Origin of the sequence: Chitinophaga sp., from assembly GCF_036569125.1 — a bacterium.
In the GTDB taxonomy this organism is placed as follows: domain Bacteria; phylum Bacteroidota; class Bacteroidia; order Chitinophagales; family Chitinophagaceae; genus Chitinophaga.
In genome coordinates, this window is the sequence record NZ_DATCRF010000572.1 from 1 (window position 1) to 10,233 (window position 10,233).

The 10,233-nt window shown below is 48.0% G+C and carries 13 protein-coding genes; 6 read left to right on the top strand and 7 right to left on the bottom strand.

Features of this window, described 5'->3' with window-relative positions:
- Positions 1 to 176: 176 nt before the first annotated feature.
- The gene (locus tag VIM87_RS21515; protein WP_331999000.1) at positions 177 to 914 is read right to left on the bottom strand and encodes a transglutaminase family protein; all 738 of its coding nucleotides are present in this window, start codon (positions 912 to 914) and stop codon (positions 177 to 179) included.
- A gap of 161 nt (positions 915 to 1,075) precedes the next feature.
- Between VIM87_RS21515 and VIM87_RS21520 the strand changes: the two genes are divergently transcribed.
- A complete protein-coding gene (locus VIM87_RS21520; protein WP_331999001.1) occupies positions 1,076 to 1,282 on the top strand; it encodes a hypothetical protein in 207 nt (68 codons plus the stop codon).
- Between the two features lie 174 nt (positions 1,283 to 1,456).
- On the opposite strand, the gene VIM87_RS21525 is transcribed toward VIM87_RS21520, so the two are convergent.
- Together VIM87_RS21525 and VIM87_RS21530 are read right to left on the bottom strand one after the other, a co-directional pair.
- Entirely contained in the window at positions 1,457 to 2,326 is an 870-nt protein-coding gene (locus tag VIM87_RS21525; RefSeq protein WP_331999002.1) for a glycosyl hydrolase, read from the bottom strand.
- Positions 2,327 to 2,419: 93 nt separating this feature from the next.
- Positions 2,420 to 3,397 (bottom strand): TonB family protein, encoded by a 978-nt coding sequence (locus tag VIM87_RS21530; RefSeq protein WP_331999003.1) that lies wholly within the window; start codon positions 3,395 to 3,397, stop codon positions 2,420 to 2,422.
- Positions 3,398 to 3,485: 88 nt separating this feature from the next.
- On the opposite strand from VIM87_RS21530, the gene VIM87_RS21535 reads away from it, so the two are divergent.
- Together VIM87_RS21535 and VIM87_RS21540 are read left to right on the top strand one after the other, a co-directional pair.
- Positions 3,486 to 3,836, top strand: coding sequence for a DHCW motif cupin fold protein (locus VIM87_RS21535; RefSeq protein WP_331999004.1), 351 nt, complete (start codon positions 3,486 to 3,488; stop codon positions 3,834 to 3,836).
- Between the two features lie 54 nt (positions 3,837 to 3,890).
- On the top strand, positions 3,891 to 4,352 hold the full coding sequence (locus VIM87_RS21540; RefSeq protein ID WP_331999005.1) for an SRPBCC family protein: 462 nt from the start codon (positions 3,891 to 3,893) through the stop codon (positions 4,350 to 4,352).
- Here VIM87_RS21540 and VIM87_RS21545 read toward each other — a convergent pair.
- Entirely contained in the window at positions 4,336 to 5,052 is a 717-nt protein-coding gene (locus VIM87_RS21545) for a DUF92 domain-containing protein (RefSeq protein ID WP_331999006.1), read from the bottom strand. The two genes, VIM87_RS21540 and VIM87_RS21545, sit on opposite strands and share 17 nt — an antisense overlap.
- A 171-nt stretch (positions 5,053 to 5,223) precedes the next feature.
- Between VIM87_RS21545 and VIM87_RS21550 the strand changes: the two genes are divergently transcribed.
- Complete coding sequence (locus VIM87_RS21550; RefSeq protein ID WP_331999007.1) at positions 5,224 to 6,462, top strand: amidohydrolase family protein; 1,239 nt, start codon at positions 5,224 to 5,226, stop codon at positions 6,460 to 6,462.
- 259 nt (positions 6,463 to 6,721) lie between these two features.
- Here VIM87_RS21550 and VIM87_RS21555 read toward each other — a convergent pair whose 3' ends face one another.
- Together VIM87_RS21555 and VIM87_RS21560 are read right to left on the bottom strand one after the other, a co-directional pair.
- Complete coding sequence (locus VIM87_RS21555) at positions 6,722 to 7,129, bottom strand: DUF1801 domain-containing protein (protein ID WP_331999008.1); 408 nt, start codon at positions 7,127 to 7,129, stop codon at positions 6,722 to 6,724.
- Positions 7,130 to 7,134: 5 nt separating this feature from the next.
- A complete protein-coding gene (locus VIM87_RS21560) occupies positions 7,135 to 7,575 on the bottom strand; it encodes an SRPBCC domain-containing protein (protein WP_331999009.1) in 441 nt (146 codons plus the stop codon).
- Between the two features lie 203 nt (positions 7,576 to 7,778).
- Here VIM87_RS21560 and VIM87_RS21565 point away from each other — a divergent pair, with 203 nt between their 5' ends.
- Together VIM87_RS21565 and VIM87_RS21570 are read left to right on the top strand one after the other, a co-directional pair.
- Positions 7,779 to 8,120 (top strand): TfoX/Sxy family protein, encoded by a 342-nt coding sequence (locus VIM87_RS21565; RefSeq protein ID WP_331999010.1) that lies wholly within the window; start codon positions 7,779 to 7,781, stop codon positions 8,118 to 8,120.
- A gap of 222 nt (positions 8,121 to 8,342) precedes the next feature.
- Positions 8,343 to 8,945 carry a papain-like cysteine protease family protein gene (locus tag VIM87_RS21570; protein ID WP_331999011.1) on the top strand — a complete coding sequence of 201 codons (603 nt, stop codon included), beginning with the start codon at positions 8,343 to 8,345 and terminating at the stop codon, positions 8,943 to 8,945.
- Positions 8,946 to 9,013: 68 nt separating this feature from the next.
- Here VIM87_RS21570 and VIM87_RS21575 read toward each other — a convergent pair whose 3' ends face one another.
- Positions 9,014 to 10,015, bottom strand: coding sequence for an aldo/keto reductase (locus tag VIM87_RS21575; protein ID WP_331999012.1), 1,002 nt, complete (start codon positions 10,013 to 10,015; stop codon positions 9,014 to 9,016).
- Between the last annotated feature and the right edge of the window lie 218 nt (positions 10,016 to 10,233).

Genomic DNA, 10,233 nt, shown 5'->3' on the forward strand with positions numbered 1-10,233 from the left:
AACCTTTTACCGTAAAACCCGCTGTGATCAATGATTGAGCCAGGTGCAGCCCAAACCATCCGCAACCCAGTATGCTGATCGTTCCCATAATTAAAACCCGTTTAGCCTTTTCCGTAAAGGCGTTTATGCTCCGCAAAGGTAGGGGTGGGGAATATAATCCGCAAATGCCCTGATGCCTAAAGGCTAATTGTACCGGGCTGGGGCTGTTCTACCGTTACCGCCATAGCGGTTAGGGTTACCTGTCCAAAATGGCTGGCAAAAGCCACATCTGCAGCATCACGCCCGTAAGCGATGGTGATGCGGTTGCCTTTGGGCTCGGTTTGGGTGGCATCAAAACAATACCAGCGGCCGTTAAGATATGCCTCAAACCAGGCATGCAGGTCCATGGGTTTTAATTCATACAGGTAACCGGTTACCATTCTTGCCGGAATATCCATTGCCCGGCAAAGGGCGATGCCCAGGTGTGCAAAATCCCTGCATACGCCGGTTTTTGTAGCTAAAATATCATAGGCAGAGGTGGAGCTGTTCGTAGTACCATACTGGTAAATGATATTGGTTTGGATCCATTGGCGTATAGCCTCTACCTGCGCATAACCCGGCGCAAGGTCTTTCGTGATGTCCATGGCCAGCGAGGCCAGCTTATCAGATTCACAGTAACGGCTGGGTAGCAGGTAATGCAAAATATAGTCGGGCAGCAATTCTATTGGCGTCCATGAGGCGCTGTAATTTACATCAATAGCATCCGCGCAGTCCGCCACCACGGTGCTTCTTATCTGGAAATTGCCTGCCGGCAGCACAATGCGCTGGCATAGGTTGCCGTAGGTATCTGTAAACTCCGTCATGGTCTGGTAAGGGTAGGTGTGCATTTCTTCTTTCACTATAAATTGTCCCACACCGCTTTTAGCACGTAACATAAAGGTGGTTGGCACCGGCATTTCGCTGGTAAAATTGAGCAAACAGGAGGCTTGAATGAGCATGTTGCAAGGTACATCTTATCGGCACATTTTCCCATCATGTCTACTTTCCATAAAAAGCCATAGGGGAGGGGCCTAGTTTTGTGTAACAAACATTTTATATGAAAGCAGCCACAGAACGTAAGATCATCCGCTGGTTACACATTATACTCAGCATCCCCATCCTGGGATATATCTATGGGCCGGTAGCCGCCAACCCGCCTGCTGCAAATGCGGTACGCTGGGTGTTTTTGCCGGTAGTGATCTTAAGCGGGCTTTGGATGTGGAAGGGGCACTTGCTAAGGAAAAAATTAAAAGGTAAAAATTAAAAATAAAATGCAGCGATACTATACCGCTGCATTTATTTAATTAATAATGAACAATTAATAATGAATAATAATGGATGCAGGTACTCCCGGGGGTAGGTCTCCCTGCATTATGAAGAATGCTTGTTACTTCATGTGTTGCCCTGCGATTATTAATTATTCATTCTTAATTATTAATTATTTGATCTTATCATTCGGCTTGTACGCGGCATACCATTGTCCCAGCGTTGTAAGCTTACCATTCGCATCTATTAATGCAGACGACCATAAGCGGCTGCTGGTAGGGTTTCCGGAAAACCAGGAATAACGCTGCACAAAGGGCAGGGCTTCCAGCTGCGGTAACAGCCTTTGCATAAAGCCCAGCACCATGGCCGGTGTATACGGGTTCTCCTGCATAGTTTTGGCATCATTGGCACAGGTAGCAAACTCCGTTATCCAGATAGGCAGGTGATATTTATCGTACAGGTCCTGCAGTGTTTTTACAAAGTGTACATCGTCTGTACCTACATACATGTGTACGCAAATAAAATCTACCCGGCGTTTCTGTGCAGCAGCTTTGGTCATAAAATCAGTGAACCACTGCGCCGTAGGCCATGATACTGCCGGGCTGCCCAGCGGTAAGTCAATGCTTTCCAGCTGCGGCCATAATGCCAGCGCATCATCCACACTCATGTTGGATTGGTCTCCGAGGTCTGGCTCATTAAAGCCCAGGATGTATTTTATCTTACCCTCTGCTTTCTTTTGTTTAACGTAGGCAATATTATCGGCCGTTACATTGCCTTTACCCCAGAACATGGTGGCAAACTCACAGTTGCCTGGGGCCTGGTCAAACGGCAGGGTAGTGCCCCAGGTGTAGAACCAGTGGCTTTTCAGCAGGGTAATATTACCATACCAGGTGCCATTGGTGGTGTTGGTGCTGAAGTCAGCGCCTTTTTTACCCACGGTTACGGTATTGTCGTCACCGCCGGCGGGTTTATCATCATCTTTTTTGCTGCAGGAAAATAATAATAAGGCACTGAAAAGCAGTGTAATGTTAAGGATGCGCATAGGATACGGTTATATAATTAAAATTTACAATGAAAGGTATAACAACTTATCAGGAAATCAAAACCTCGTACTCTTACGGTACCGGTTATACGGTTACTTAGCTTCAAGGGCAAACTTCAACGGCAGGAAAAATGCCATCCGTACATTTTTCCCTCTCAGCTTCCCGGGCTCCCATAAAGGCATGAGTGATATTACCCGAAGCGCTTCTTCATCAATACGTTGGGATACGCCCCGGTGTATGGTACTTTCAGTAAGGTTGCCCTTTTTATCTATTTCAAACCGTACTATTACCGTGCCTGCATTTCCCATTCTCCTGTCTGCTGCAGGGTATTTTATATGCTGGCTAATGAATTTTGTCATGGCACTATACCCGCCGGGAAAAGACGCGGAAGCCTGTATGGAATCGTAAACGGTCTCCTGCCCGTTTTCCCCGCAGCATATACCTTTCAGAAATTTGCCATTTGCATATTCCTCTTCATACTGTAGCTGCCCTTTACTATCAAAGCCCTGCCAAATGCCCTGAGGCAGCCCATTACGCACCAACCCTCTTTCCAATACCACGCCGGCGCTGTCACTCCTGCGCAGGAACCATCCATTCCCGTTTATCACTTCTGCACATCCCGTACTATCCCAGCTGTTATTAATGCTGCAGGCATATCCTTCCGGCTGCCAGGGCTCAGCGGCTGCATCTGCTGCAAAGGAGTACTGCATTTTCATTTGTCCGTTATAGTAATAATCGGTCCATTGCCCGCTGGGTTTACTTTTAGTATAATAGCCTGTTTTGGATGGCTGTTGGTTGTTGTTATACCAGGTACGGTAACCATTGAGCAGTAATTTTGTTTTGGAATTGGATAACATGCGCCCCAGCAGCCGGCCGCTGATGGTATATTCCTGGATCTCATACAGCTGTCCGGTAGCATCCTCACCTTTGCTTATCACACGCCGCATATGCGTAGCCTGCCCGGCTGGCACCTCGTTCCAGTATTTATTCATGAAAAGAATAGTAGTATCCTGTGAAAATGCGCGCAAAGGCAGCATACCTGCAAAGGCCAGCAGCAGGAGGGATCTCATGGTATAGGTATTTGGCGGTAAAGTTATACATTTCACTTTTGTTATGAAATCCTATAAATTACGGGTTATATAAACAATCACGTAACCCATGCATCCTGCAAATATTCCTTTCCAAACCACTGACTGGGACAGCATACCGGCCACAAAACATACCGGCGATACCGGCGAAGCATATTGGAAAACACTGCAATACGGCGATCTGCGCATCCGCATTGTAGAGTATTCTAAAAACTATAAAGCAGATCACTGGTGTACAAAGGGGCATATCATTTACTGTATTGAAGGGGAAATGACCACAGAGCTGGCAGATGGCAGCACCTACCGGCTAACAAAGGGCATGTCGTACCAGGTATCTGATGAGCTGAGCTCACACCGCACATCTTCCGAACAGGGTGTAAAGCTGTTTATTGTGGATGGTGCATTCCTGGCCTTGAAATGAGCCTGGCGGAAAGACAAATGAATATTGCCTATTTTAGCGGTAAACCTGCACGTTTTGGCAAAAACATATTTAATTCAACGCAAGCAATTCTTACCCGTCACGCTGGAACGTGCCTGGGAATTTTTCAGCACACCAGCTAATCTGCAGGCCATTACCCCGCCGGATATGCGCTTTGTGGTAAAAGAGGGTGAGTACAGCAAAGGCATGTATGCCGGCCTTATTATCGAATACACCATCCGCCCCATATTAGGCATACCATTGTACTGGATGACGGAGATCACGCATGTGGATCACCTGCGTTATTTTGTAGATGAACAACGTTTCGGGCCCTACGCTTTCTGGCATCATCAGCATCATTTTAAAGCAGTGGAAGGAGGGGTGGAGATGACGGATATTGTGCACTACCGCTTACCTTTTGGTATCCTTGGAACGATGGCCCATGCGCTGTTTGTAGGCAAACGCCTGGAAGGTATCTTTACTTACCGCACAAAAGTGATCCCTACATTAGTATACTAAACAGCCATGCACAAAAGGCCGCAAACAGGGTGTTCAGAAAGTTCACTACATCGTTATTGATATAATGCCTGCGCTCCAGAGAAGCGCCCAGCACAGAATCTGCCAGGTTGCCCAGTATGCCTGCCAGCCCTATAAAAAAGAAATACCTGTTAAAGCCAACCCCTAACGCATATACGGCGGCAATGATGAATGCGCCCGCAGCGCCTGTCAGCGTACCTTCCAGGCTCACTACACCATCCAGCCCGCGGGTATCTTTTTTAAAGCTTAATATGTTATAATGATTGCGGCCGTATACCATACCCAGCTCAGAAGATAGGGTGTCTGAAGTTGCTGCTGCCAGGCTGGCCGCCAGCATAACATGATACAGGAAGGCGTGCGCCGGATGAATAATTGCCATTACCGCCATGAATGCAGCAGTACCGCCATTGGCCAGCACCTGCCAGGCATTCCTGGCCTGGGGATGAGCGCCTTCGGGATGCAGGCCAGCCTTTACATCTTTCCGGTGCGCTGTAGCCAGCACGCCCAGCGTAAAAAAAGTTCCCAGCAGTAACAGCCCGTTATATCCCGTGCCTGCAAATACCAGGTAACCCACCACCCCGGCAGTGAGTGCAGCCGTAACCGTTAGTTTTTTAGTGCGGATGCAGATTACGATCACCAGCAGCAGTAACCCCAATACTATAAAGGTGTCTTTTGTTAGCATAATGCAAGGTAGCGTACTACCGCTTTATTTTTACGCATAGATGCATGAAACCATGATTATTTCCGGCGGAGCTGCTGTTGCCCGATAAATATACAGCATGAGAATTACAGTATACAAATATGCCGGTAACCTGGAAATACGCTAACTTGGAAGGCAGGAAAAACTATTACAATGAAGAAATTATCCGCCATTCTCTTAATTGTAGCCCTGTATCTGCCAGCCATGGCCCAATCTGTAGCAAACCGCCAGGTGCTCGCATTAACAGGTGCTAAGATCTATCCTTCCCCGGGCGCAAAGCCCATTACCGCAGGTGTAGTGCTGGTGAAAGATGGGAAGATCGCTGCCGTAGGCAGCTCAAAAACCGTTAAAATACCTTCAGATGCCTATGTTATTGACTGTAAGGGAAAAGTGCTGACCGCCGGTTTCTGGAACTGCCATGTGCATTTTATTGAACCTAAATGGCTGCATGCCGACAGCCTGCCTGCGGCACAATTAAGCAAACAGCTCAGTGAAATGTTTGGCCGTTATGGTTTTACCCATGTGTTTGACCTGGCTGTATTTGACTTCTCCAACCTGCTGGCGCTGCGTAAAAGAATAACAGCAGGGGAGGTGAGCGGGCCGGCCATAATGAGCGTGGGCGTACCTTTTACACCGCCTGACGGAAGCCCCGTTTATATCAGGCCCCTGAAGCTGCCGGAAATAGGCTCTGCTGAAGAAGCCACCGCTTATGTGCAAAAGCAGATCCGGGCCGGCGCTGACGGTATAAAAATATGGGCCGCCTCACCCAACGGCCGCGAGGTAGTACCTATGCCGCTGGACGTAGCCCGTGCCGCAGTAAGCGCCGCACATGCATTAGGTAAGCCGGTATTTGCGCACCCTACTTCGGATCTCGGGGTGGAGATAGCTGTTGAAAGTGGCGTGGACATACTTGCGCATGTGGCGCCGGACGACCATAGACCCTGGGACACCGCCACCATCCACAATTTGCTGGCGCATAAAACAGCGCTCATTCCCTCTTTAAAACTCTTTAAATGGGAGCTGCTGAGAATAGGGCTTCCTTTGGATAACGGCAACCTGATAGCCACCGCCTTACAGCAGGCCGGCACTTATGTAAAAGCAGGCGGCGAAATATTGTTTGGTACAGATGTAGGTTATGTAACAGACTATTCCACCACCGATGAATTTGACTTTCTGGCACAGGCAGGTTTTAGCTTTGACCAGATCCTGACTGCCCTTACAACAGCGCCTGCCAAAAAATTCGGGATGGGCGCCCAAACCGGCCGTGTTGCACCCGGTATGGATGCCGACATTGTGGTGCTGGAAGCAGATCCTGCAACGGATAGTAAACGGTTTGCAGAGGTAGCATATACCCTTGCCAAAGGAAAAATAATTTACCAGGCAGGTAAATAGGTTAAGAAGAATGTAAAATGTAAAACAATAAATGTAAAACCGACGAAGGAGGTTCATAGAGACCTTTGAAAAGACTTTATGAACGGGATAAACCGACAAAGGAGGTTCATAGAGACTTTTGAAAAGACTTTATGAACGAGATAAACCGACAAAGGAGGTTCATAGAGACCTTTGAAAAGACTTTATGAACGAGATAAATGTAAAAGTGGAATGCAGCGATACCTGGGCCGGACCCAATCGCTGCATTCCACTTTTACATTTATGATTTTACATTCTTTTTAGTTTGCCCTCCGTTAGCCATTGCCTTTTCCTTATTTTCCTGCATGCGCGCCCGCACGATCTTTTTGATCAGCGTTACGGGCAAGGGTGCATCCGGCTCAAAATGAATAGTAGCGCCGGATACCTTCAGCCCCTTCAGCTCCTCCTTCATGGCGGCAACCAGCGGAGGGCTCATTACATACAGGCTGCAGTATTGCTTGTTGGCTCCAATACCCACCAGCATATAGTAATACTTAAAGCAGGGGATCTGGTAGCTGATCATTTCCTGCGCTTCCGGCGCAAGGGATTGAATAAGCGCCCGCAGCTTTTCCAGCGTGCCTCTGAAAGCCGCGGGCAGCATGGCTATATATTCATCTGTATCTTTAGGCGCTACAGTATTACCCCGCATAGCTGCTAATTATTTTCCGCCAGTGTTTTTACACGGTCCAGCGCTTTGGGAAAGGTTTGCTGAAAGTAATCCTTGTATTGTTCGGTAATATCCATGTCAACGGTGAGCTCTGTTTGCCCGTTCACCGTTTTAAGCGTATAGTTCTCATGAGCGCCGGCCCATTCCTTTACGCCGGGGCTTTCCATATCTTCTACGCCATTTTTTACAAAGCCCAGGTGCTCTATAGACATGTACTCGTTGGGAATGTTCTCAGCAATGGTAGCTACCATCCCCTCGTTCTTATGATCCAGGAAGAATACCTTACTGCCCTTTTTCCAGTCGGTTTCTGCGCGGGAGCCTTCACTGAATACGGAAGTCCAGTCGCGGTAGGAGGCATCGTCCCAGAGTATGTTCCATACTTTTTCGCGGGGTGCGTTCACAGCAATTTTGAATACTTGTTTTTCCATGGTTTGAGGTTTTTAAGTAATCAATAATTTAATACAGGTTAAATGTTATGTAGCAAAGATGCAACTCTTTTATATTATACCAGAGGGGTAATAGCGACTAATAAAGGGGTAAATTCCGTCATCATTATGGTAACAGCAGATGCCTGTCCGGTTTTTTTATAAATTTACCGGAGAAGCGATCACCACCAATAACTGCATACATTATGCCTTACAATGAACAGCTGGCCACACGGTTAAGGAAGGCGCTGGCCGGGCAGCCTGCCCTGGAAGAAAAGAAAATGATGGGGGGACTTACTTTTATGGTAGATGGAAAAATGTGCCTGGGTGTTATGAAAGATGAGCTGATGTGCCGTATAGATCCAGCGGAATATGCGGAGGCGCTGCAAAGGAAGGGCTGCCATGAAATGGCCTTTGGCGGCCGGCCGCTGAAAAGTTTTGTGCTGATAGCAGCAGCGGATATACAGGCTGCAGCAGACTTTAATTACTGGATCCGGCGTGCGCTGGCATATAATAAGATAGCGCCTGCGGCTAAGCCAAAAAAGTGAGGCGCTGCCTGGCCCTGTGAGCCGGGTTCCGGTACAGGGCAGCCTGCTCCAAGATTATTGCTGAATTTCAAAAAAAGATGTATCTTAATCCTCAGTTAAGATCAACCGACTTACATTTAACTCCTGTTTCTATTACGCTGAGCATCCAATTCCTCTCCTATTATCCGAATACATTTTACGGAATAAGTGTACATAGTTAATTATTAAATCCCCGGTCCCGCTATGAAACGTATTGTGTTATACGCAGTGCTATACCTGCTGCACACAGCTTTTGTTAACGCCCAGACAATGCAGGCTTACTCAGTGGATATTGCCACTCCCGGCTCTTTTTATGCATTACAAAAACAACCTTTATGGTGCTGGGCCGCCTGTAATCAAATGGTGCTGAATGCGGTGGGTATCCCGGAAACACAGGAAAAGCAGGTGTTAAAGCTTTTCGGTCAGCTGGTGAACCGCGGCGCCGGAGGAAACTATGAGCTGGCGCGTATGCCCCTGGGCGGGCGTTATGAGAATGAGGCCGGCGAAACGGTGAATGTACGCGTATACATTTCCTACGGCCGTTTTAACGATCCCTTGGTGATCATTGATCATCTTAAAAAAGATATTCCCCTGGTGATGGCCACCAAAATGCACGGGCGTGTTTGTGTAGGGGCTGATTATATCACGGATGGCCGCACCTGTAAAATAACAAAGGTTCGTTTACTGGACCCTGCCGGCCCGTCGGAGCAGGTGATCGAGTATACTATGCAACAGTTCAGGGACGAAGGATTGATCGGTTTTATGACCATTGATCTGCAGCCCGATTATACTACCATCAACAAATAAGTCAAGGGCAGCCTGGAGTAGGTAAATTACTGCAGGCGCCCTTGCACAAAAACAGCTAACCTCAATTTTTATTTATCTATCAGCTTCATGGATCCTTCCAGGTAGCGCTCACCTGATACAGGGTAGCGTTCCAGCAGTTCGCCAATAGCAGCAAGATCAGCGGCGGAAAGCGTTACGTTAACAGCGCCCGCATTATCTTCCAGGTATTTACGTTGTTTGGTGCCGGGAATAGGAATTATGTCCTGGCCCTGTGCTAATACCCAGGCCAGCGCCAATTGCGCCAGCGTGCAGCTCTTATCTTTTGCAATAGCGGTAAGCTCTTGTGTAAGCGACTGGTTGTTAGCCAGGTTATTACCGGTAAAGCGGGGCAGCTGTTTGCGGAAATCGCTGTCCGGCAGGGATTGTACGTCCATGGCATTCGTAATAAACCCTCTGCCCAGGGGAGAGTAGGGGACCAGGGAAATACCCAGCTCACGAAGCGTGGGTAAAATACTGTCTTCCACATCCCGCGTCATTAAAGAGTATTCCGATTGCAGCGCTGTAATGGGATGTACCGCATGCGCCCTGCGGATGGTAGCTGCAGATGCTTCACTTAAGCCCAGGTAACGCACCTTGCCGGCTTTCACCAGCTCGGCCATCGCGCCTACGGTTTCCTCAATAGGCACCTGCGGATCTACGCGGTGCGTGTAATACAGATCAATGGTATCTATTTTCAGTCTTTTAAGACTATTGTCTGCAGCGGTTTTTACCCATTCAGGCGATCCGTCGAAATAGGTAGAGGGGCTGCCACTGTGGCCGGCTTGCCCATCCCGGGAGCGGAACCCGAACTTAGTGGCAATGAATATTTTGTTACGATTGGGCGCCAGTACATGGGAGATAAGCTTTTCATTTTCCCCGTTGCCATACATGTCGGCAGTGTCCCAGAAATTAATACCCAGGTCTAATGCCCGGTTTAAAGTAGCAATGCTTTCCGTATCGTTCCTGTCGCCATAAAAGGCGCTCATACCCATACATCCTAACCCGATGGCGGATACCTGTTCCTGCGTGGTTCCCAGTTTCCTGTATTGCATAAATGAATGTATTTAGAGCTCAAAAGTAAGCTGCCTGTGATTTGCAGCGCTTAAACGATTCAAACAAAAGCTTACGAATTTCAAACACGGGGGAGAACGCTTAATACCGAGTGCCTAACGCCTAACGCTGAGTGCTGAACGCTTAACGCTGAGTGCTGAACGCTTAACGTTGAGTGCTGAACGCTTAACGCATATACCAGCTACCAATACTATTACCG

What these genes read in the sequence shown, in the direction of transcription:
- VIM87_RS21515 (WP_331999000.1), bottom strand. Translation starts at nt 914, where the DNA reads ATGTTACGTGCTAAAAGCGGTGTGGGACAATTTATAGTGAAAGAAGAA.
- VIM87_RS21520 (WP_331999001.1), top strand. Translation starts at nt 1,076, where the DNA reads ATGAAAGCAGCCACAGAACGTAAGATCATCCGCTGGTTACACATTATA.
- VIM87_RS21525 (WP_331999002.1), bottom strand. Translation starts at nt 2,326, where the DNA reads ATGCGCATCCTTAACATTACACTGCTTTTCAGTGCCTTATTATTATTT.
- VIM87_RS21530 (WP_331999003.1), bottom strand. Translation starts at nt 3,397, where the DNA reads ATGAGATCCCTCCTGCTGCTGGCCTTTGCAGGTATGCTGCCTTTGCGC.
- VIM87_RS21535 (WP_331999004.1), top strand. Translation starts at nt 3,486, where the DNA reads ATGCATCCTGCAAATATTCCTTTCCAAACCACTGACTGGGACAGCATA.
- VIM87_RS21545 (WP_331999006.1), bottom strand. Translation starts at nt 5,052, where the DNA reads ATGCTAACAAAAGACACCTTTATAGTATTGGGGTTACTGCTGCTGGTG.
- VIM87_RS21550 (WP_331999007.1), top strand. Translation starts at nt 5,224, where the DNA reads ATGAAGAAATTATCCGCCATTCTCTTAATTGTAGCCCTGTATCTGCCA.
- VIM87_RS21555 (WP_331999008.1), bottom strand. Translation starts at nt 7,129, where the DNA reads ATGCGGGGTAATACTGTAGCGCCTAAAGATACAGATGAATATATAGCC.
- VIM87_RS21560 (WP_331999009.1), bottom strand. Translation starts at nt 7,575, where the DNA reads ATGGAAAAACAAGTATTCAAAATTGCTGTGAACGCACCCCGCGAAAAA.
- VIM87_RS21565 (WP_331999010.1), top strand. Translation starts at nt 7,779, where the DNA reads ATGCCTTACAATGAACAGCTGGCCACACGGTTAAGGAAGGCGCTGGCC.
- VIM87_RS21570 (WP_331999011.1), top strand. Translation starts at nt 8,343, where the DNA reads ATGAAACGTATTGTGTTATACGCAGTGCTATACCTGCTGCACACAGCT.
- VIM87_RS21575 (WP_331999012.1), bottom strand. Translation starts at nt 10,015, where the DNA reads ATGCAATACAGGAAACTGGGAACCACGCAGGAACAGGTATCCGCCATC.